The organism is Streptococcus sp. HMSC076H09, from assembly GCF_001811765.1.
Taxonomy (GTDB): domain Bacteria; phylum Bacillota; class Bacilli; order Lactobacillales; family Streptococcaceae; genus Streptococcus; species Streptococcus agalactiae.
Map to the genome: position 1 here is coordinate 489,123 of NZ_KV806614.1, position 22,677 is coordinate 511,799.

General features: G+C 36.0%; 23 protein-coding genes and 1 pseudogene. 3 read left to right on the forward strand and 21 right to left on the reverse strand.

The features are described from left to right. Nucleotides 1-48: 48 nt before the first annotated feature. From ileS to HMPREF2818_RS09455, 17 genes and pseudogenes are all read right to left on the reverse strand, one after another. On the reverse strand, nt 49-2,841 hold the full coding sequence (gene ileS / locus HMPREF2818_RS09380) for an isoleucine--tRNA ligase (RefSeq protein WP_000768156.1): 2,793 nt from the start codon (nt 2,839-2,841) through the stop codon (nt 49-51). A gap of 284 nt (nt 2,842-3,125) precedes the next feature. Continuing rightward, complete coding sequence (locus HMPREF2818_RS09385) at nt 3,126-3,896, reverse strand: DivIVA domain-containing protein (RefSeq protein WP_001131467.1); 771 nt, start codon at nt 3,894-3,896, stop codon at nt 3,126-3,128. 9 nt (nt 3,897-3,905) lie between these two features. Next, complete coding sequence (locus HMPREF2818_RS09390; RefSeq protein ID WP_000171115.1) at nt 3,906-4,694, reverse strand: YlmH family RNA-binding protein; 789 nt, start codon at nt 4,692-4,694, stop codon at nt 3,906-3,908. Between the two features lies 1 nt (nt 4,695). Continuing rightward, entirely contained in the window at nt 4,696-4,950 is a 255-nt protein-coding gene (locus HMPREF2818_RS09395) for a YggT family protein (RefSeq protein ID WP_000604719.1), read from the reverse strand. 2 nt (nt 4,951-4,952) lie between these two features. Continuing rightward, nucleotides 4,953-5,558: a cell division protein SepF gene (locus HMPREF2818_RS09400; protein WP_001185362.1), complete on the reverse strand. Its 606-nt coding sequence runs from the start codon at nt 5,556-5,558 to the stop codon at nt 4,953-4,955. A gap of 11 nt (nt 5,559-5,569) precedes the next feature. Beyond that, nucleotides 5,570-6,244, reverse strand: coding sequence for a YggS family pyridoxal phosphate-dependent enzyme (locus HMPREF2818_RS09405; protein WP_000981488.1), 675 nt, complete (start codon nt 6,242-6,244; stop codon nt 5,570-5,572). Nucleotides 6,245-6,249: 5 nt separating this feature from the next. Then, nucleotides 6,250-7,530: a cell division protein FtsZ gene (ftsZ, locus tag HMPREF2818_RS09410; RefSeq protein WP_000232007.1), complete on the reverse strand. Its 1,281-nt coding sequence runs from the start codon at nt 7,528-7,530 to the stop codon at nt 6,250-6,252. Between the two features lie 21 nt (nt 7,531-7,551). Further along, entirely contained in the window at nt 7,552-7,758 is a 207-nt protein-coding gene (locus HMPREF2818_RS10480) for a cell division protein FtsA C-terminal domain-containing protein (RefSeq protein WP_370738808.1), read from the reverse strand. Continuing rightward, a pseudogene (gene ftsA, locus HMPREF2818_RS09415) lies at nt 7,732-8,925 on the reverse strand (cell division protein FtsA); the annotation flags it as partial. The gene HMPREF2818_RS10480 and the pseudogene ftsA, both read right to left, overlap by 27 nt. 272 nt (nt 8,926-9,197) lie before the next feature. Continuing rightward, complete coding sequence (locus tag HMPREF2818_RS09420; protein WP_001124855.1) at nt 9,198-10,334, reverse strand: cell division protein FtsQ/DivIB; 1,137 nt, start codon at nt 10,332-10,334, stop codon at nt 9,198-9,200. A gap of 3 nt (nt 10,335-10,337) precedes the next feature. Further along, nucleotides 10,338-11,414 carry a UDP-N-acetylglucosamine--N-acetylmuramyl-(pentapeptide) pyrophosphoryl-undecaprenol N-acetylglucosamine transferase gene (locus tag HMPREF2818_RS09425; RefSeq protein WP_000516700.1) on the reverse strand — a complete coding sequence of 359 codons (1,077 nt, stop codon included), beginning with the start codon at nt 11,412-11,414 and terminating at the stop codon, nt 10,338-10,340. A gap of 2 nt (nt 11,415-11,416) precedes the next feature. Next, nucleotides 11,417-12,772 carry a UDP-N-acetylmuramoyl-L-alanine--D-glutamate ligase gene (gene murD / locus HMPREF2818_RS09430; protein ID WP_000849675.1) on the reverse strand — a complete coding sequence of 452 codons (1,356 nt, stop codon included), beginning with the start codon at nt 12,770-12,772 and terminating at the stop codon, nt 11,417-11,419. A gap of 129 nt (nt 12,773-12,901) precedes the next feature. After that, entirely contained in the window at nt 12,902-13,147 is a 246-nt protein-coding gene (locus HMPREF2818_RS09435) for a DUF3165 family protein (RefSeq protein ID WP_000499533.1), read from the reverse strand. A gap of 44 nt (nt 13,148-13,191) precedes the next feature. Beyond that, on the reverse strand, nt 13,192-15,033 hold the full coding sequence (gene typA, locus HMPREF2818_RS09440) for a translational GTPase TypA (RefSeq protein ID WP_070508738.1): 1,842 nt from the start codon (nt 15,031-15,033) through the stop codon (nt 13,192-13,194). Between the two features lie 231 nt (nt 15,034-15,264). Then, entirely contained in the window at nt 15,265-15,645 is a 381-nt protein-coding gene (locus tag HMPREF2818_RS09445) for a rhodanese-like domain-containing protein (RefSeq protein ID WP_000367664.1), read from the reverse strand. A gap of 11 nt (nt 15,646-15,656) precedes the next feature. After that, entirely contained in the window at nt 15,657-16,625 is a 969-nt protein-coding gene (locus tag HMPREF2818_RS09450) for an ROK family glucokinase (RefSeq protein ID WP_000038547.1), read from the reverse strand. Then, nucleotides 16,622-16,831, reverse strand: coding sequence for a YqgQ family protein (locus HMPREF2818_RS09455; protein ID WP_000865866.1), 210 nt, complete (start codon nt 16,829-16,831; stop codon nt 16,622-16,624). Before HMPREF2818_RS09455 ends, HMPREF2818_RS09450 begins: the two co-directional genes overlap by 4 nt. A 154-nt stretch (nt 16,832-16,985) precedes the next feature. Here HMPREF2818_RS09455 and HMPREF2818_RS09460 point away from each other — a divergent pair, with 154 nt between their 5' ends. Next, the gene (locus HMPREF2818_RS09460; protein WP_000606045.1) at nt 16,986-17,381 is read left to right on the forward strand and encodes an A24 family peptidase; all 396 of its coding nucleotides are present in this window, start codon (nt 16,986-16,988) and stop codon (nt 17,379-17,381) included. On the opposite strand, the gene nth is transcribed toward HMPREF2818_RS09460, so the two are convergent. The 4 genes from nth to HMPREF2818_RS09480 all read right to left on the reverse strand — a co-directional run bounded on the left by nth (nt 17,382) and on the right by HMPREF2818_RS09480 (nt 20,969). Next, entirely contained in the window at nt 17,382-18,014 is a 633-nt protein-coding gene (gene nth / locus HMPREF2818_RS09465; protein WP_070508741.1) for an endonuclease III, read from the reverse strand. A 112-nt stretch (nt 18,015-18,126) separates the two neighbouring features. After that, complete coding sequence (locus tag HMPREF2818_RS09470; RefSeq protein ID WP_000894041.1) at nt 18,127-19,356, reverse strand: AMP-binding protein; 1,230 nt, start codon at nt 19,354-19,356, stop codon at nt 18,127-18,129. Next, nucleotides 19,349-20,464 carry a thiolase family protein gene (locus HMPREF2818_RS09475; protein WP_000796102.1) on the reverse strand — a complete coding sequence of 372 codons (1,116 nt, stop codon included), beginning with the start codon at nt 20,462-20,464 and terminating at the stop codon, nt 19,349-19,351. Before HMPREF2818_RS09475 ends, HMPREF2818_RS09470 begins: the two co-directional genes overlap by 8 nt. Beyond that, on the reverse strand, nt 20,454-20,969 hold the full coding sequence (locus HMPREF2818_RS09480; RefSeq protein ID WP_000732603.1) for a hypothetical protein: 516 nt from the start codon (nt 20,967-20,969) through the stop codon (nt 20,454-20,456). The genes HMPREF2818_RS09475 and HMPREF2818_RS09480 overlap by 11 nt, the downstream gene beginning before the upstream one ends. Nucleotides 20,970-21,093: 124 nt before the next feature. On the opposite strand from HMPREF2818_RS09480, the gene bioB reads away from it, so the two are divergent. Beyond that, nucleotides 21,094-22,086, forward strand: coding sequence for a biotin synthase BioB (gene bioB, locus HMPREF2818_RS09485; protein WP_000009965.1), 993 nt, complete (start codon nt 21,094-21,096; stop codon nt 22,084-22,086). Further along, nucleotides 22,087-22,626, forward strand: a complete 540-nt coding sequence (locus HMPREF2818_RS09490; RefSeq protein WP_000857893.1) for a biotin transporter BioY — start codon at nt 22,087-22,089, stop codon at nt 22,624-22,626. Nucleotides 22,627-22,677 lie beyond the last annotated feature (51 nt).

The following is a 22,677-nucleotide window of genomic DNA, read 5'->3' on the forward strand; positions in this document are numbered from 1 at the left end:
TTAAAACTGGCAAGATATTTGTCAAAATATAGCGTTAAATAATTTTTATTAAGCTTCAAAACCTTGAGCTACTGCTTCAGGATAATATTGCTCAATAATTGCTGCACTAGCATCACAAACAGCTACACCATACGAACGCATCCTTGTGGTTGGATCAATACGGCGTGAGCGTTCGCAGACTTCACCTTCAGCGTGTTCAACAGTAAATGCAACACCTTCAAATGATACTGAGTCAGCTGGTTTATCTGCTTCATCAGCAATTGTTAATTGTGAGACAATCATCAAGAGTGCAATATCGCTATTTAACGCTGTTAATAACGTTTTCACTTCTTGACTAGCATAAATTGTTAAATGTGCTTCTAGAGATTTACCAATGACTTTAGCGTTACGTGCTTCTTCGAGAGCTTTTTGAGCTTGTGTTCGTAACGTCATGAATGCTGACCACTCTTCAAGAATTTCTTCTTGACCAGAGAATGTCTGTGCAACAGGCATTTCTGCTAATTGAACAAATTCCTCCTCCTCATGTTCAAGGTATGACCAAATTTCTTCAGCAGTATGTGGTAGAATCGGAGTCAAAAGTTTTGTAAGTTTAACTAAAATATCGTAGAAAACAGTTTGCATACGACGTCGTTCTGGACTGTTAGCCGCTTCAATGTAAACCACATCTTTTGCAAAATCAAGGTAAAATGCTGATAGATCAACTGTTACGAAGTTAACGACAGCTTTATAAATTGCCATAAAATCATAAGCAGCATAAGCTTTGTTGATTGTATCCACAACTTGATTAAATTTAATAGTCATATAACGATCAACGGCACCTAAATTTTCATAGGCTACTGCATCTTGTTTAGGATTAAAATCGGAAGTATTTGCAATCAAGAAACGCAATGTATTTCTGATCTTACGATAAGTTTCTGATGTTTGTTTTAAGATATCCATTGAAATACGAACATCATTACTTGAATCAACAGAAGTTACCCACAGACGCAAGATTTCCGCACCAAATTGTTTTTCAACATCACTCGGAAGAATTGTATTTCCTAGAGATTTAGACATTTTCTCACCTTTACCATCAAGTACAAAACCTTGAGATAAGACTGCTTTGTATGGAGCGTGACCATTAACAGCAACTGATGTAATTAGTGATGAGTTGAACCAACCACGGTATTGATCAGAACCTTCAAGATAAAGATCTGCTGGATAGGAAAGGTTTTCACGAGCATTCATTACTCCATTCCATGATGAACCAGAATCAAACCAAACATCCATGATGTCTGTTTCTTTCTCAAAGAGACCATTAGGTGAACCTGGATGAGTATAACCTGCTGGTAGAAGGTCCTTAGCATCACGTTGCCACCAAACGATTGAGCCGTATTCAGCAAATAAATCTGCAACGTGATCAGTCACTTCTTTTGTCATGATAGCTGTACCATCTTCTGCATAAAAAATTGGAAGTGGAACACCCCAAGCACGTTGACGTGAGATTACCCAGTCGCCACGGTCACGGATCATGTTATAAAGACGTTTTTTACCCCACTCAGGTTGGAAATTTGTCTTTTCAATTTCATCGAGGATTTCTTGACGGAATTTCGAAACAGAGGCAAACCATTGTGGAACCGCACGCCAAATGATTGGCTTTTTCGTACGCCAGTCAAATGGATATGAGTGGTTGATAACTTCGCTGGCTAAAAGAAGATCTCCCAATTTTTCTTTTACAAGTGGTGTCACTTTGTCATAGAATTGACCTTCAAAATCAGGACCAGCATTTTCCATCATCAAACCACGACTATCTACGGTAACTACAACATCAAGTCCATTAGCAATACCAACGTTATAGTCATCTTCACCAAAACCAGGAGCCGTGTGGACAATACCTGTACCAGAATCTGTTGTAACATGGTCTCCAAGGATAACCAACTCTTCTACTTCTGTATCCCATGGATGTTCTGTAACAATGTGATTAAGTTCTTTACCAGTGTGATGAGTCACAATTTCAAAGTTTTCCCAGCCAAACTTAGCAGCGAGACTATCTACAAGAACCTCTGCAAGAAGGTATTTACGCTCACTACCTACTGGTGCAACTACAACATACTCCATATCTGGTCCTACTGTTAAACCGCGTGAAGCTGTTACAGTAAATGGTGTTGTCGTCCAAACGACGATATAGGTATCTGTATCAAGAATTCCCTTACCATCTTTAACTTTATTGGCATAGTAGAGTGATGTCGAATCAATATCATGATATTCGATTTCAGCCTCAGCAAGGGCAGACTCTGATGACCATGACCAATACACTGGTTTAGCACCACGATAGATATATCCTTTATCTGCCATAGCACCGAAAACACGTACTTGATCTGCTTCATAATCTGGTGTCAGTGTAATATAAGGATTTTCCCAATCAGCAGAAACGCCCAGACGTTTAAAATCATCACGTTGTTTGTCAACTTGGCTGAGAGCATAATCACGACACATTTCAAGGTATTCAGCCAGGTCCATTTCTTTACGTTTAACCCCTTTTTTAGCTAATACTTGCTCAATTGGGAGTCCATGAGTATCCCAACCAGGCACATAAGGAGCTCGAAAACCTGACATTGATTTTGAACGTACAATAATGTCTTTAGAAATTTTATTTAGTGCATGTCCTACATGAATATTCCCATTAGCATAGGGAGGTCCGTCATGAAGGTGAAAGGCTGGTTTTCCTTCATTCAATGCTTGACGTTTTTTATAAATATCAGCTTGATCCCATGCTTCTTGCCATTGAGGTTCCTTATTTGGAAGCCCTGCACGCATTGGAAAAGCTGTTTGTCCTAAATTCAAGGTTTCTTTTAATTTCATACTAACTCCTTATCTCATAGTAATAGTTATCACAATTTTTTAAATTGCTAAATAAAAAAGCTTTCATCACATAAAGGACGAAAGCTCGTGGTACCACCTTAATTCAGAGCAGAAAATAGCTATTTCTTACTCCCTCAACAACCCGTAAGGTGGGTTAAGCCTTCTACCTTACTTAAATAATAGTTCAGGTAGAATGATTGAAAATGATAATTTCAATATTAGGGATTGTAGGGCTCTCACCATCTCCTACTCGCTGATAATATAATATTAAAACCTTGTTTTTCTTAATCTTCAATATTTAATTTAAAAGTTTGAGTTTCACCTAAATTGATCGGTTCTTCCATTTGGAAATTATTAGTATCTAATAAACCTGACTCTTCAAGTTGTTTGTTACTTTCTTCAACACGACGCTGTAATTCTTCCATTTCATCTGGTGAGAATTGACGAGTAGCATCAAATGACTCAGTGTCATCCACCACTGGTAAAGCATCATCTTCATCAAGAACTTTTTCAACAACTTCTTTGAAAGAAGCATCAGAATTTTGAAGATAAATAGCTGTTGGTTTCAACAATTCTTCCCAAGCAGATGAGTTAGCTAATTTTAACTGACCTTCTAATTCAGAAAGTAAGCGTTGGTGGAAAACACGTGATTGACGTTTCAAATCTTCTGTTTCTATAGCGACACGCTTAGCATCATCTGTCGCATCACGAAGGATTTGATTTGCTTTTAATTTAGCCTCATCAATTAAATGTTGAGCATCAAATGTAGCTTTCCCCATTAGGTTAGATGCTTCATCCTGTGCTGAAATTTTCACACGTTCAGCAGTTTCTTGAGCTAAAATAACTGATTGACTTAACGATTCCTTCATTTCGTTGAAGTAAGCGATTTTCTCTTCTAAATCTTTAATGTATTGCTCTTGCTCACGATTACGTCTAATCAAGTCTTCGTAATCGTCAACAACAATCTCTAAAAATTCATTAACTTCTTCTTCGCTATAACCGCGAAATTTTGATGAAAATGTTTTATCTTTAATTTCAAGTGCTGTAAGTGGCATGTTTTCTCCTTAGTTATGTATCATTTTGTCTACTTCTAACTTATATTTTTGATTTTTAGTTAACCCTAGGTTATGGTTCAACGTAAATCGACCATATCCTCTAACACTAATCAAATCCCCCTCTACTAATTGTTCAGAAACTCGATTGACGATTGCATAATTGACCTTGACTTTATCTGCCTCAATCAATTTCGTCGACTGTGTTCGTGAAATCTTTAAAATCGTTGCTAAAATTTTATCAAGACGTAAACTGGAAGCAATAACAGTTAGTTTTTGAATATCTTGTTTGGGAGTTAGAAGTTTGGACAAGGGAACTTCAGCTAATTGTACACTAGCAGTTCCAATTTTTGTAACTGAATGAACAAGGTGATTTGTCATTTGACTATCGACCAAAACCTGAGCACAGCCTTCTTCAACTAGGATATCCCCTAAAATTGATCGTTTTACACCTAAGTAATTCAGTAAAGTTCCCATAATTTTAGCATGGGTAAGGTGATTAAATTTAGCATTATACTTTATTTCAATTAGGCTAAGGTTAAAATCAACCATATCTAACTGATAGTATTCCGGTGCTATTATTACTTTAACATATTCTGTTTGAAAATACTGACCAGAAGTGTAATAATGACTACCTCGCCTCTCTAGAACACTTTCGAGTATTTTAAATTCCCTAGGATTTAGAAATTCAGTGGTAATAAACGAATAGGTGTTTTCGACATATTGAGCTAAATGGTCTATTTTATTGATAAACGCATACTCTTCTGGTCGAAAATGCTGATAAATATCATCTAACGTCATCTTATGTAAAAAGCAAGATTAAAAATCTACTCAACATATTTAGTAAAAAGAATGCTACTATTACTGTAAAATCTAGACCTAAAAATTGTAGATTAAATCTTCTGAGTGGGCGAATAATCGGATCAACAATCTGTACCACTAGTCTACCAATCCATGAATCGTATGCTCCCGGAAACCAAGATAACAAGGCATAGACTAGTAAGATATAAGAATAGACCCTAATTGTTTTTAATAATATTAATAGTACTAATATCATATTTATCGTCTCTTCATATCAAAATCAAAACTCGTCTCTTGACCAGTCTTTGGAATATTCATCTCCTCAATATCGACCATAACATTGGCTGGTGTTAATAGAAACATTGAACTCCCAACCTTTTGTAATGAACCATATAATACTCTACTTGCACCATCAATATAATCCAAGCAACGTCGTGCTTGCGCATCAAGCATATATTGAAAATCAATCAAGACACATTCATTAACGATAAGTAAATCAACAATTTCTTGTGCATCCTCATACTTACGGGGATACTTCAGAGCAATTGTTACTTGTTCTCTCTGTTGTCGAACTGAGTCTTTATTTTGAATCCTAGGAGTAGCTTGCTGATAAGCATTGTCTCTCTGTACCCTTTGTCTCTCCTGACGATTAGGATTATAGGTAGAAGTTCTCGGACGACTACCAATCATCTCTTCCTCTGCGGAGTTAGTCATATGACTACGCTGAGAAGCTTCCTGTGCTGTAGCTGCTCTGGAATCTCTTTGCACTGAAGTTCTCTCTTGTACTTCGTGTACTTCATTTTCACTTACATCGTCAGTGTCAAAATAAGAAATAATTTTGTCAAATCTATCTTTTAATGCCATATTCCCCTCCATTATTTAAAGAATGAAGTTCCTATCCTTACAAATGTTGATCCATTTTGAATAGCAATATCATAATCTCTACTCATGCCCATGCTTAATTCTGTAAACGGCATTCGTTCTATGTTCCTAGCTTGAAGCCTTTTCCTAAGACTCTCAGTCTCTTCAAAAATTGATGATATTTCCTCTTTAGTTGCTTTTAAGGGAGCCATAGTCATGATGCCGATAAGTTCAATTTTATCGTACCGAGAAATTAAGTTCAGTGCATCATCTATTTGCTCAATAGTAAAACCATGCTTACTGTCTTCTCGTGATATATTAACTTGTAGAAAACATTTAACTGGTTTTTGAGCACGTTTTTGAATCTCAGCTGCTAACTTAACAGAATCTAAAGCATGAAAATAATCAACATAATTAATGACATCTTTAACTTTTCGACGTTGTAAACTACCAATGAGATGCCATGTAAGCTTTTCATCTTTTAATGCTTGATATTTTTCAAGAAATTTATCAACACGATTTTCACCGATATGATTAACACCTGTTCTAATAAGCGCTTCTGTTGTTTGACAGTTAACATATTTTGTTACAGCTACGATATGAACTGATTCAGGAGCGCGACCTGCTTTTAGTGCTAATTTACTAACATTGTCAAAAATCGCTGTTTTATTTTCTTGTAAATTCATCATTTTAATTAACGGTTTTTAAAGAATGGAGGTGTTTCAAGTTCATCATCCATATCATCATTTTCTGAAAACGTTGACATAGACAACTTGCTATCAAGTTCACCTTCTGTCGGACGTGAAATATTATCACGACGAAGGTCCCAATTACCAAAAGCAGAACTTTGTTGCTGATTTTGTGCATGAGGCTGATTTTGTTGAGTTGGCATTTCGCGAGACTCTGTCATATCAAAGTTGCCACGACGATCAAAGTTTGAATTTGAAGTACTTTGACGTTCTGAAGGTGCTTGATTAGTTGGAGCTGATGTTGTAAAACCAGATACTTGATTAGTTTTATCTTTACGCACACCTGTTGCAACAACTGTTACGCGGATTTCGTCTTTCATATCCATGTCAATTGAAGTGCCTAACCAAATATTGACACCTTTACCTGCTGCTTGGCTAACAATCTCTGATGCTTCCTCTGCTTCAGTAAGTGTCATATCCATACCGCCGGTAACATTGACAATAACGTCTTCTGCTCCATCAATCGTTGTTTCAAGAAGTGGTGAATAAATTGCTTTTCGAGCAGCTTCAGTAATACGTTCCTCACCAGAACCGATACCAATTCCCATCAGTGCATTACCTTTATTTGCCATAACTGTTTTAACATCTGCAAAGTCAAGGTTAATTAAACCTGGGTTAGTAATCAAATCTGTAATACCTTGAACACCTTGACGTAAAACATTATCTGCTTCACTAAGAGCTTCAAGCAATGGTGTCTTCTTATCTACAATTTCAAGAAGATTATTATTTGAAATGATAAGCAGTGTATCAACTTGTTCTCTTAATTCTTGAATACCTTCGATAGCGAAGTTAGAACGTTTATTACCCTCAAAGCCAAAAGGACGTGTGATAACCGCTACTGTAAGTGCTCCTAAACTCTTTGCAATACGTGCAATAACTGGAGCCGCACCTGTACCAGATCCGCCCCCCATACCTGCTGTGATAAATACCATATCAGCGCCAGTAAGTGCTTCTGTTAAAACTTCTTCACTTTCTTCAGCTGCTTTACGACCAACTTCAGGTTGTCCTCCTGCACCAAGTCCGCGAGTTAATTTTGGACCAAGTTGAATGACAGTTTCAGCTTTTGAGCTACTTAAGGCTTGAATATCAGTATTTGCTGCAATAAACTCAACGCCAGCGACACCTTCGTCAATCATGCGGTTAATAGCGTTACCGCCACCGCCTCCAACACCAATAACTTTAATAACTGCACCTTGTACTGATGCTGTATCAAATGAAAATACCATTTTTATTCCTCACTTATTGTTTTAGTCAAACATACTTCCAAAAATTCCTCTGATGCGCTCACCAATATTAGCTTTAGGCTCAGTAGGCTCTTGAGCGTTTTCTCTTGCTCGGATTGGTTCTAAATTAGAATCTTCCATAGAAGAGGCTAACGGCTCAGAATAAGGCATTGTCGACATTGTATTTGTTTTTTCTTTATAATCAAAGTCGACTGGTTTATGTCTTAGCATTTCGTCGCCAGTTACAGCATGTTGTGCGATAATGTCAACTTCTGACATCATTCCTACATAATCAACGATACTAATAACATTAGCGAACATTGGATTGCGAATACCTACTTGGTTTGGAACGTGCAATTTAACTCTAGTTCCAAAAATTTGTTGAGCAACCTCGACAACTCCTGGCATAATTGCACCACCTCCAACAAGAATAATACCACCAGGTAAATCAAGTAAACGACCTCTACCCAAGTCTTGTTTGACATGTTCTAAAATTTGACGAATACGTCCTGAAATAATTTGCGAAAGATAGCTTTCTGTAATTTCAACAGGTTCCTCGTTACCAACAACATTAACTTGAACTGTATCAGAAGTACTTGCTTCTTCAACATTAGCTTGTCCAAAGTTGAATTTCAATGCTTCGGCGATTTCTACTGTTGTACGTAACACTTTAGAAATATCTTTGGTGACATAATCGCTACCTTCAGAATAAATATTAGTATATTGCAATTCTTGATTACGCATAGAAGCGACTGTTGTTTGTCCGCCTCCCATATCAATCACAGTTGCACCAAACTCACGTTCACCTTCGTTTAGAACTGATTTTGCTAAGGCTAGAGGGGCAATCACAACATGCTCTACTTTTATACCTGCTCGTTCAACAGTTTTACGAAGATTATGAAGGATAGTTGTTGGTCCAGTATAGATAAGACCACGCATCTCAAGGCGAATCCCCATCATCCCTCTAGGGTCTCTAATCCCTTGGAAACCATCTACAATGAATTCAAGCGGAATCAATGAAATAACTTCTCTTTCAGGAGTAATGCTTTTAGTCAATGCTGATTTAACAACACTTTCGACATCTTCATCCTTAATTTCTTTTGATTCATTGGGAACAGGAATCATTCCTTGAGTTGGTTCAATTTGGAGAAGATTTGCTGGTAATCCAACATTGATTTTGTCAATGGTGATGCCTGCTTTCTCCTCAGCTTGTTTTACCGCCTCTTTGATTGCAGTTGCTGCTGCCTCAATATCAATAATTATACCATCTTTTACACCGGAACTAGGGACGTTGCTAACCCCAATTACATTCATTTCATTTGCAATAAATTCTGCAACTAAAACTTTAATCGAGCTTGTTCCTATATCCAAACCAGTAAAAAAGCCATTTCTAGCCATTCACTCGACCTCGCTATCTTTCCATTCTTTTCTATTCTACATCTGCCAAAAACAGAATTATTCAGAAAATATTATACCATAAAAAAAGCAGAATTGTTACCAAATTACGTTTTTTTATTAAGCAACATCAAATTGAAATATTTCTAACTTATTTAAACCATTCGCAACTTATAACAAACTTAAATTTTTTTCAAGAAATCAATTTTTACTAGCAATCTATGACTGACTTGATATGTATAAAAAAGACTGATAAATCCAGTCTTTTTTTATCGCTAATTAACATTTTGAGGGTTGGGTGCCTGCTCTGTTGCTATCTGTTGTCCTTGTTGATTAGTATTTGAGTTATTTGTTTGTCCTTGACTATTTTCCGCAACCTGACCATTTTGTGTTTGTGTTTTATCAGTTGATTTATTTTTTGTATCTTCCGCTTTCACAGGGGTTGATTCAATAGTACTTGTTGTTGTGTAAACTCCCACTTCCATATCAACAATAGAAGGTTCCTTAAGGTTCTTCTTAATTTGTTTGTAAAAAGGAAGTCTTTCTTTAAATTTAGATAATGGTATTCTAATACTATTTCCATCATGCATATCTAACAGCAGGAGGTCAGGTGTCGTTTTAGAATCAGCTAAACTTATCACCTGAATCTCACTTATTAAATCAGGGTCTAAAGCCTTTAAATCTTTAATTAATAGCTTAATACTATCTTCCTTATCAAGGTTAATTGTTAAGAAGTGCTTTGGTAGCTCTGAACTATTTACAGGATCAGCCTTTTTTCCAGTTTCCAAGACAGGCTGATATCCTTGCTTTGTATGTGCATATGCAATAATCTTATTTTCTTGAACTTGAATATGAAACTTATTGGGAAATTGATAAGTCATCTGAGCTGTTTTTACCCATACATCTTCTGCAGCTAAACGTTGTTCAATAGCTTTATGTTTAAAAATTAAAGAAAAGAAATAATCGTTTTTTTGAATATTCGTTTTTTCTATCAAAATATCATCAGGTGTATGCTGATTTCCACTAACTGTTATTGTTTTTTGCTTACTAAAAGGAGTTAGTAGGAAAACGGAAACTAAAATGACTAGGAATGCTACTACAAATATAGGTGCAGTTCTAATGCGATTAGTTTTGGCTAAGCTGTTGACTATTTTTTCTTTTTTCTGTTTCTTTTCAATCTTAGGTTTTGAAATCTTTGGAAAATGAAGCTTCTTAATTTTAGTAGTATTTTGAGGTTCTTCAGGAGAAGAAATATTTAATTTACTTCTTTTATCTAAGCGTAATTTTTCGTTAATACGTTTTTGTTCTTCTTCATCTTCTTTGCGTTTTTTTAAAAATTCAAGGTTACGCTTTTGCCATTCCGTTAAGACAACTTCTTCTTTTTCTGGGGTATCTGATTTCTTCTTAGGCATGTTTTATCCTTTTGTTACTTTTGCCATATCATCAATTAATAATTGATAAAATTCATCTTGAGATTTTATTTCAGATGATTGTGACATGTTTTTTTCGTAACTCTCACTGTTAGAAATTAATAAATTTATCTGTTTCTCAAGTGTATTTATGTTTAATTCAGATTCTGGTAACTGCAATGCGTAGCCCTTTTCTTCAAAATAAGCAGCATTCTCTAATTGGTCACCTCGGCTCGCTTCACGTCCAAGAGGGATAATAAGATGAAGTTTTTTCATAGCTACTAATTCAAAAATAGTATTAGAGCCACCTCGTGTAACAACCACATCTGCTAAATTCATTAAAGGCTGATAAAGGTCTGTAACATAATCCACGCGATAAAGGTTCTTCTTCAATCGATTGAGAGAAGAATCGCCTGAAATATTGATAACATTATATTTTTCTTCCAGCTCAGGTGTTTGAGTAATAAAATCATTGAATACTTTTGCACCTGCTGATCCTCCAATAAATAGTAAGGTCTTTAGGTTTGGATCGAAGGCTTCTTTTATACTAGTTAAGTCAGTATTTTCAAACGACTTTTTACAATCCATGACTTTTGTTACAGCACCAATATGCTTAGTTTTGATTAAATCTTTAGATTGTTCAAAAGTCGTATACATAATAGTCGCAAATTTATAAGCAATCTTATTTGCTAACCCCATTGATAAATCTGATTCATGAACAAAAACAGGAACTTTTAATAGGCGTGCAGCTACTACAGGAGGTACTGAAACAAATCCCCCTTTTGAAAATAAGGCTTGGGGTCTAAGTTTAGCAATAATAGCAATCGATTGAAGAACGCCAACCCCTACTTTAAAGACATCTAACATATTTTGCCATGAAAAATAGCGACGTAGTTTCCCAGTAGCTATAGAGTGAAATGTGATATCAAGTCCAGACTGATTAATTTGTTCATGTTCTATGCCATTTTTATCACCAATATAATGTACTTCCCAACCATCTTTGATAAATTTGGGGATTAATATTAGGTTTAGTGTTACATGACCTACCGTACCACCACCTGTAAAAACAATTTTTTTCCCCATAGTTACTCTCCTCTAAGACTTTCGAAAGTATCAATGAATTCATCACCACGGACTTCGAAATTCTTATACATGTCCCATGATGCATTTGCAGGACTTAGCAAGATAACATCGCCCTGTTGTGCCACCTCATAAGCTTTATGTACCGCATCTCTAACATCTAAAGCATCGCTATAAGTTACTCCTGCTTTTTGTGCAGCACGTTTTACTCGAGATGCCGATTCCCCTAAAACAACCATATGTTTAAGTCCAGTGATATCTGGTATCAATTCATCAAACTCATTACCGCGATCAAGACCTCCTGCAATTAGGATAACTTTAGTATTATCAAAGCCAGATAATGCTTTTTGAGTTGCCAATATATTAGTTGACTTGCTGTCGTTATAGAAACTAATACCATGAACCTTACCGAGTGATTGCAAGCGGTGTTTAACACCTCCAAAATTGCTTAAAGTTTCTCTAATAACTTGATTACTGATACCAGCTAGTTTAGCAACCGCAATAGTTGCTAGAGCATTCTCTACGTTATGGCTTCCTGGGACACCAATGTCATCTACTAACATAATATTCTCCCCTTTATAGAAAAGTTGCTTGTCTTGTACGTAAGCACCATCAACTTTTTCCGTAGTAGAGAAAGGAACGATTGTTGCTTTAGTAGTTTTAGCTAACTCTTTAGAAATACCTTGATTAAAATTAAGTACCAAAAAATCAGATGAAGACATTTGATTTTGGATATTCCATTTTGCAGCAACATAATCTTCAAAAGACCCATGATAATCTAAATGAGTTGGCATTAAATTAGTAATTACTGCAATATGAGGACGAAATTCCTTAACTCCCATTAGCTGAAAACTTGATAATTCCATAACTAGAATATCTTTATCATCCGCAGCCTGAACAACTTCACTAGCAGGAAAGCCGATATTCCCAGCTAACAAACCTCTCTGACCTCCAGCATTTAAGACTTCTGCAATCATCGTTGTCGTTGTCGTTTTCCCGTTAGAGCCTGTAATACCTATTAGCTGAGATTCTGAAACTAAGTATGCTAATTCCACTTCAGTCAAAACAGGGATTTGTTTTTCTAATGCTTTTTTGACCATAGGATTGTTATAAGGTATTCCTGGATTTTTAATCATGTAACAAAAATCCTCATCTAACAATTCTAAAGGATGACTACCACAAACCACTTTAATACCCTCTTCCAACAAAGACTGTGCTGTTGGATTTTCATCAAATGGTTTGCCATCATTAACTGTCACTATTGCTCCTAACTTAGCTAACAAACGTGCAGCGGCTTCTCCAGATCGTGCTAAACCAAGGACTAAAACTTTTTTATTTTCAAATGTTGTTATTGTTTTCATTACTCGTCCCATTCTATCATTATTATCCCTATTATTTTACCTTTAATCAGTGGCTTTTTCAAGGTAAAGGATATGTCTCTAATTTCTCAAAACAAAAGAACTTAGGAGACAAAATCCTAAGTTCATAAGCTATTTCTTCTTTTCTGACAAATTCAATGTTTCTTTAAATGCTGTATATCCTAGAGGAATCATTATAAGCCCAATATACAATTCACCTGGCAATTGAAGGATTTTAATAAAACTCATAACTGCCAAGACAAGTAATAAGGCTACCAAACCTACTAAACCAATAGCGTTCAAAGTATTACGTACTGTTTTTGGTGCCATAAAAAAGTAATATAAGGCAATCAAAAGGGCAACAATTAAGTAAAACATAGAACTCCTTTCTTATTAATCATAAATAAGAAATACTTTGGATATTATTCAGCTGATTTTTTCTTTTTATTAGCTTTGTCACGTGCTGCTTTATTTAAAATTTGTTTACGAAGACGAATAGACTCAGGAGTTACTTCCATGTACTCATCATCTGCTAAAAATTCAAGTGACTCTTCTAAAGTAAGGATACGAGGCGTCTTGATGACTGCAGTTTGATCTTTAGTTGCTGAACGGACATTTGTCATTTGTTTAGCAGTTGTAATATTGACTCCGAGATCATTATCACGAGAATTCTCACCAACAATCATTCCTTCATAAACTTCTGTACCTGGATTTACAAAGATAGTCCCACGTTCTTCAATACGCATAATTGAATATGTAGTTGCTTTACCATTTTCAATAGAAACCAAGACACCACGATGACGACCACCAATTTCTCCTTGAACAACCGGTAGATACTGGTCAAAAGTATGATTCATGATACCATATCCACGTGTCATTGAAAGAAACTCTGTTGAATAACCAATCAAACCACGTGCAGGAATCAAGAAAATCAAACGCGTTTGACCATTACCAACCATCTGCATATCAAGCATATCACCTTTACGCTCTGACAAACTTTGGATAATAGCACCCTGATATTCTTCTGGAGTATCAATTTGAACACGCTCAAACGGCTCGCATTGAACACCATCAATTTCTTTGATGATAACTTCTGGACGTGATACTTGAAGTTCATATCCCTCACGACGCATTGTTTCAATGAGGATAGATAAATGTAATTCTCCACGCCCTGAAACCGTCCATTTATCTGGCGAATCTGTTGGGTCAACACGCAAAGAAACGTCTGTTTGTAATTCTGCTAAAAGACGTTCTTCAACCTTACGTGACGTAATCCATTTACCTTCGCGACCTGCAAATGGTGAATTATTCACCAAGAAAGTCATTTGAAGTGTTGGCTCGTCAATACGTAAAACTGGTAGTGGTTCAATATCATCTGTCGGAGTTACTGTCTCACCAACGAAGATATCTTCCATACCAGAAACAGCGATTAAATCACCCGCTTTAGCCTCTTGGATTTCTTTACGTTCAAGTCCAAAGAAACCAAAAAGTTTTGTTACGCGGAAGTTTTTAGTTGTACCATCAAGTTTTGAAAGAGTAACTTGATCTCCAACTTTGACAGTCCCGCGGAAAACACGTCCAATACCAATACGTCCTACAAAATCATTGTAATCAAGAAGAGAAACTTGGAATTGAAGTGGTTCTTCCGAGTTGTCAACTGGGGCTGGAATGTGATCAATGATAGTATCAAAAATCGGTGCCATTGTTTTTTCTTGAACTGAAGGATCATCTGACATTGAAGATGTTCCATTGATGGCTGAAGCATAAACAACAGGGAAATCTAGTTGGTCATCATCAGCACCGAGCTCAATGAAGAGTTCAAGAACTTCATCAACAACCTCTGATGGACGAGCTGATGGCTTATCAATTTTATTTACAACAACGATTGGAATTAAGTTTTGTTCAAGAGCTTTCTTCAAAACAAAACGTGTTTGTGGCATTGTTCCTTCGTAAGCATCAACGACTAAAACAACACCATCAACCATTTTCATAATACGCTCAACTTCACCACCAAAGTCCGCGTGACCAGGTGTGTCCATAATATTGATACGAACATCGTTGTATGCTACGGCTGTATTTTTTGCAAGAATGGTGATACCACGTTCTTTCTCGATATCATTTGAATCCATTGCACGTTCTTCAAGCTCTTTACGCTCATCAAGAGTATGTGATTGTTTTAATAATTCATCAACGAGAGTTGTTTTACCGTGGTCAACGTGGGCAATGATCGCAACGTTACGGATATCTGTTCTTAAATTTGTCATGTTTTCCTCTATTTTATAATGTAATTCTGTTAACTTATGAATTATAACACAATTTTTCTTAAAAAACAGAATTTACACAAGTGTAAATGTTTTCATATTAACTGCCTATTTGTGATAGGAAAACTTTTCATCATTTCATTATTTATGTCATTTATTTTCTACTTTTTTCAATTTAATTCATTTCTACAAAAAGAGAAGAGAGTTATTAATAGTAACTCTCTCCTTAGTATATTACTTAACTCTACCCGTCCAGTAATTGAAACCGTCCTTTAACACGTAAAGTTGATTAAAACCTTCTTTTCTGAGTAACAAAACAATCCTTGGAATAGACTGACCACGGCTTGCGTCATATAAGAGGACAGGTTTATCTTTGCGTAAAGCCGATAAGGCAACTTTAAATTGACTTGCTGGAATGTTACGTGCTCCGAGAATATGCTTTCTATGAAAAGCACCAGCTTCTCGGATATCAATTAACTGTCCTCGTGACATTTCTTTTTGAAAAGACTCGTTATCTAAAAATTTAGCTGCCCTACGAACCCTCCAATAATTCCAAGATGCCCAAGCAACAAAAGCCAGAAGAATAACGATAATTAAAATAACAGACATATCCATATCTTATCTCCTTAACTTGCTTGTTGATTGGCTAAGCTTGCTGCACCAATAATACCAGCATCATTACCTAGTTCAGCAATCTTAATTTTAGTTGACTTTTTAACTTGTGGGAAAGCAAATGTGACAAAGTATTTCTCAACGCGACTACGTAAAAATTCACCTGCTGCTGAGACACCGCCACCAATAACCACAGAATCAGGGTTTAAAATATTTGAAATATTAGCTGCTGCCAGTCCAAGGTAACGTGATACACGTTCAACAACAGAATTAGCAAATTTATCCCCATCTTCTGCTGCTATAAAAATATCTTTACTTGTAACAGTATCACCGTTGTCAATCGCTGCTTTAATGGCAGACGAACCTTCATATTGTTCTGCGAGTTGACGTGCTACTCTAACAACACCTGTCGCTGATGCAACTGTCTCAAGACAGCCTTTGTTACCACATGTGCACGTAAATCCATTTTCTGGATCAACAATCATATGCCCAATTTCTCCACCTGCTCCTGCAACACCATGGATGAGGTTACCATCTGCGATAACACCTCCACCTACTCCTGTTCCGAGGGTTACGAAAACAACATCGGGATTATTGGCACCAGCACCTACCCAGCGTTCACCAAGTGCTGCAACATTAGCATCGTTATCAATAAAAAATGGAATTCCAACTTCTTTTTCAATAACCGAACCTACTTCTTGAGTATCAGCCCAATTTAGATTAAAAGCACCTGTTACTGTTTTACTAGTTCTATCAACAGCTCCTGGAGAACCCATACCGATACCGAGAAAGTCATCTTTTGTTAATCCATAGAGGCTCAAACGATGTTTGAGAGATTCAACGATATCAGAAACGATATGTCTTCCGTTTTCTAAAGTATTGGTCTCAATTGCCCATTTTTCTTGTACTTCTCCCTCAAGCGTCAAGATACCAAATTTAATGGTCGTTCCTCCGAGGTCAATTCCCAATAATTTCTTACTCATTTTTTATTTTCCTTCTCCAATTCTAGTCTGTGCTCTCTTCTTAAAATCAGTTCTGCTTTTAAATAGTCATCTCTACTTATCAGACCATTATCGTAGAGACGTTGCAATTCAATCTTCATAACTTCGATATCATAAAGACGTTTACCAATATAAACATAAATACCAAATTTTTTCAAAAGATTCTGCACATCGAATAAAACTTTCATATATGAATTTTAACAGAAAACCATTCAATTTTCAAGAAAATCCGCAACCGCTTGCTAATTGTTATTATGACGTTAGGCTGACTATCTATAATAGAAATCATAATCTCTTTTCTACCATTTTTCGAATATAAATATAAACTATAAAAAGGATTTTATGATTATGTCTACCATCTATTTTATTTCTTTATGCATGAGTTTTATCTTAAGTTATTATGATATAAAATACCAAGAGTATCCTATTTTTCTATGGATATTATTCACCATTTCAACGATAATTCTCACACCGATTACAAAAGTTTCTATTGTTTTATGTTTATTTGGGATTTTAGCTGAAGTGGTTGATATTAATATCGGAAGTGGAGATTTCCTTTATTTAGCCACAATTGGCTTATCTTTACCTCTTCATCAAATGCTTTTTATTATTCAAATAGGTGCTTGGTTAGGAATTATTTATTGTTTAGTTATGAGAAAAATGAAAAAAACGATAGCTTTTCTACCGTTTTTAAGTATCGCTTATATAATCGTCACCAGTTACTCTCTTTTATTCTAATCACTTTAAATTATCAGGAAAGTGATAAAGTTGTGGGTACTGGTCGCATTTTGGATTTTTAGGATGACAAATTGCACGACCAAAATAAATCATGGATTGATGAGCAGCTAGCCACTCTTCTGGCGGTAAAACCTCCATGACTCGTTTCTCAATTTCTAGTGGAGAAGCCGACTGTTTGCAAATCTGGTGGTGTTTACAAATCCGAGTGACATGAGTATCTACGGCAAAAGCCGGAATACCAAATCCAACACTCATGACCACATTAGCCGTTTTCCTTCCAACGCCAGACAAACTTTCTAGCTCTTGACGAGTTTGGGGGACTTTCCCATCAAAATGCTCTATCAATTGTTTAGCGCATTGATTTAAGAATCGAGCTTTATTACGGTAAAGCCCAATTTTAGAAATATAGGGTTCAATCTCTTTGGGATCAGCTTGTGCCAAAACTAAAGGATTTGGAAAGCGTTCAAAAAGGGCGGGAGTGACTTTATTAACAGCTGCATCAGTTGTTTGAGCTGATAGCATTACAGCTACCAAAAGCTCAAAGACATTAGTAAAGTCTAAGCTAGGTTTAGCATCTGGAAATAACTTAATAATCTCACGGATAATATATCGTGATTTTACTTTTGATAACATTTTATTCCTTATCTTTCTTTTTTATCATTATATCACGATATCTTTCAAAATAAAGAATATCAGAACTGAGGTTTGCAATCCATTAACCCTATTTTATTTTTTTAGTAAAAACTCATGCTAATTGTCTTTTGAGTTGTTGATAATCAATTTTTCCAGATGGCATCAAAGGAATTTTAGATACAATATGATAATGCTTAAACCCATACTTCTTTTCAAAATGTTCCGATAACCACTTCAAACACTCTTGTTGCATCTGATTTTCAATTAAAACAATACAGCAATGTGACTCTTGTCCATGACTTTGACTCTCTTTTGTAAATGCTACTGCATCCTTGATATAAGGGCATGTTTTTATTTTTTCAATTAATCTAGGTAAATAGAGCTTAATGCCCGATTGATTGCACCAATCGTCACCACGACCAAATAGATATAATTTGCCATCTATCAGTTCACCATAATCACCAGCACAATATTCACTTGAAAGGCCACAGATACTATACGGTGTTTTTACAAAAATTCTTCCCTCTTTAATCCTAACAGCTACATTTGGAACGATTTCTCCAACATACTGTGGCTTATCTCGGATATCACGACCATCGTACCATGACACATAATTGAGTTCACTAGCACCATAGAAGATTTTCACTGACACTTTAGGATGCTTTATATATAAACCTTCCAGTAATGAGTCAGAGACATATTGCGAAGAGGTAATAATAGTTTTATTGTCTAACGCAGTCTCCTTGCTATATTGTTCCACTAACTTGAGATAACTAGGGAGCAGATATAGATGCGTTACACCAGTTTTTTCCCATAAAGTCTGCCAGTATTTTACAGAATTTTTCTGTGTGACAACAAGCGTTCCCCCCAGTAATAAAAGGGATAGCGCTAAATTTAAGTTACCAGTAAATGAAAAATCACCTTGAATAAACAGTCTGCTATTGGAAGTGACCGAAAAATAAGCATTCTGAATGCTAAAAAAATCAGACCACGAAGCGAAGCTCCTCCACAATAGTTTAGCATCAGCTGTAGTCCCAGAAGAAAGAACACCAAAATCAGCTAGTTGAGGAGCATACTGCACTTCTTTTTCTAATCGACTTATTTCATTATGAGTAAGGTTAGGTTTACAAATAATAGGAAGAGCTTTTTGACATAACTTTGAAACAAATCTTACTAATTGGTTAAGCAGAGAGTGTGTGCTAATCACATGTTTCCTATTGTCTTGTGACGCCATATCTTGTCTGACTAAGTTATAAAATTCTCCATAACTGACCTGTAAATCACCATCAAATAACTTTTTATCGCTATTGGTTTTAACTATTGTTTTCAATGATTCAAGCATTCTTAACTCCTAAGTACTCTATTGATATGGCCATTCCGACTCCTCCTGCCCCTGCAATGGCAGTTAGACCCATAGGTTTATTTTTATATTTTAATGCCTGCATAAGATGAAGGATATTAATAATTCCTGAGCAGGCATAAGGGTGTCCGTAAGCTAATGCCCCTCCAAAAATATTGAATTTTTCTCTCTCTTCAGGATAATAATGATTAAATAAAGCATCAATCGCTGCAAATGGTTCATTCCATTCAATTGCATCATAATCCGATATTTTAGTATGAGTTTCTGTTAATAGTTTTTCCGTAGCCGTGTGAACCAATTCTGGACTAAGCTTGGGATCTCCTGCTACTTCTACAATGTGAACAATCCGGAATTCTGTTTTCTGACTCTGAAGCGTTAGAAATGCAGCAGCATCGTGCATTAAACAAACATTTCCAATAGTGAGCAAAGGTGAATTTTCCATCAATCTTGGTAATTTTTGAAAAAATGCTTCTTTTAGTTTTCTAACGCCTTGATCTCGCATCCCTTCCATTGGTAAGATTACCTCTTCTAAATAGCCACCTTGTTTAGCTGTTAAGGCGCGTTTATGGCTCAAGAATGCCAATTTATCTAACATTTCTCTTCTAAAACCATATTTTTGACAGACTCTTTGTGCCCCTTCTAACATTACAGTTTCAGCATAAGAGTCAGGAGAAAACTGAGCAACGGTATATTCTCCGTTACGATTATCTTCTTTAGCGTAACGTCTCATAGGTTGAAGAGAACTACTTTCAATCCCCCCAACAAGAACTTTTTCATTAATACCGGCACTGATTTTTAGATAACCAAAAAACAAGGCAGAACTTGATGAAGCACACTGCATATCAATCGTTTGTACTGGAATATAGGATTCATAATCAGAAAAAAGAGTCATCAAACGACCAATATTGCCCCCAGTACCAACTGTGTTCCCACAAATAATACTATCAATATTAGATTCTGATTCTATTTTTTTTATTTGATTTAAGAGGTGTGCTCCTAAAAGTTCTGGACGGTAATGTTTAAATTGCTTCCCTTTTATACCGATAGGTGTTCGTAGCCCAAAACCAATATAAACATCTCTATTCTTCATATGTCCCCCTCACACATAATATTTGATGCTGAAAAATAATCACTGTGTTATCCACTACTTGCACTGAGAATTCTTGATTCACCCTTACTGGAGATAAAAAAGTCAAATGAATCTCCTTTATTTTTCCATTTCTAACTTCCATTATTTTTTCCAATAATAGAGCCGCAGGCACAATAGCTGCTTCCCCTTGGTGAAAAGGATTTTTATCTCGCACTAAGCTAGTGAATTTTTGACATTCTTCTATTGAAATAAGACTAGCCTTCTCTTCCCTTGCAGGACAGTCACTGGATGCTAGTGACATTGGCTTAAGTTTTGGTAAATTAAGCATCCTCAAATGGTAAATCCATTGCTGATCAGTTACCGTTACCTCAAGGATTCGCTTAGAAATCCATTTAATATTATCAGATGAGCCATCCTCTCTTTGATACAAACTAAGTTCAACAATTACAAAATTAAGCGGCAAATCTCGGCACATAGCTATCGCTTTTTTAAATAGTTTTTTCATCTTATCTCCCGTCAAAATATAAGACCAGTATATCATAATTTTTTATATTGTTAACTTATTATATCGACTAAGTTTACAATACAGTTTTTTTATGCTATTATTAATTTCGTTAAAGGAGGCTATCATGTCATTTCAAACAAATTATATCCATTTGGCTGACGAAATATTATCTGGAAAGACTAGCATTTCTTATGAACAAGCGCTGGAAATTCTAAATAGCGATGAGAACTGGTGGGAAATCTACGCTGCTGCCTTATACCTTAAAAATCAAGTTAGCCGAAATAATATTCGCCTTAACGTTTTATTAAGTGCTAAGCAAGGACTTTGTGCAGAAAATTGTGGTTACTGTTCTCAATCTAAAGAAAGCACTGCTGACATTGATAAATTTGGTCTGCTTCCTCAAAATGTCATTCTAAAACAGGCTATTGTCGCTCATCAAAATGGTGCTAGCGTCTTTTGTATTGCGATGAGTGGAACTAAGCCTAGCAAGAGAGAAATTGAGCAGTTATGTCAAGTCATCCCTGAAATCAAAAAAAGCCTTCCTCTAGAAATATGCCTTACCGCTGGTTTTTTGGATAGAGAACAACTTCATCAGCTAAAACAAGCAGGAATTGACCGTATCAATCATAACCTCAACACCCCCGAAGAAAACTACCCCAACATTGCAACGACGCATAGCTTCAAAGATCGTTGTGATACTTTAGAAAGAATTCACAATGAAGACATTGATGTTTGTTCTGGATTCATTTGTGGTATGGGAGAGAGCGATGAGGGGCTCATCACATTAGCTTTCAGACTAAAAGAACTGAACCCCTATTCTATCCCTGTCAATTTTTTACTTGCTGTTGAAGGAACACCTCTTGGAAAATATAACTATTTGACTCCCATTAAATGCTTAAAAATTATGGCCATGTTGCGTTTTGTTTTTCCTTTCAAGGAATTAAGATTAAGTGCTGGACGGGAGGTCCATTTTGAGAATTTTGAATCATTAGTCACCTTACTTGTTGACTCAACTTTTTTGGGAAATTACCTAACAGAGGGGGGTCGCAATCAACATACCGATATTGAATTCTTGGAAAAATTACAACTAAATCATACTAAAAAGGAATTAATTTAAATGAAAACAAGAACAACTACCTATATTGCACTCATGGTTGCACTACTCATTGTTTTAGGTTTTATCCCAGGGATCCCATTAGGTTTCATTCCAGTCCCAATTGTCTTACAAAATCTTGGTGTTATGCTGGCAGGTGCTCTGCTTGGTAGTAGGAAAGGTTTCCTAGCTGTGGCTATTTTCTTGCTCTTAGTTGCTATTGGTGCACCATTTTTACCAGGAGGGCGGTCAGGTCTCGTAACGCTGTTTGGGCCAACAGCAGGCTATCTGCTGACTTATCCATTTGCAGCTTTTTTTATCGGCCTAGGGCTTGAGAAAGTGAAAACAACAAAACTCTGGGTTCAATTCCTTATTATTTGGATATTTGGCGTACTATTGATTGATATTTGTGGTAGCATCGTTCTTTCCTTTCAAACTTCTCTCCCCTTAACTAAATCACTATTTTCTAACCTTATTTTTATTCCTGGGGATACCTTAAAAGCATCCATTTGCTTGATTATTTATCGTAAATTTGCAGACAGATTAACTCATCTATACAACTAAATAAAAGACAGTGCCCTTAGGTACTGTCTTTTATTTATAGAGAGTCATTAT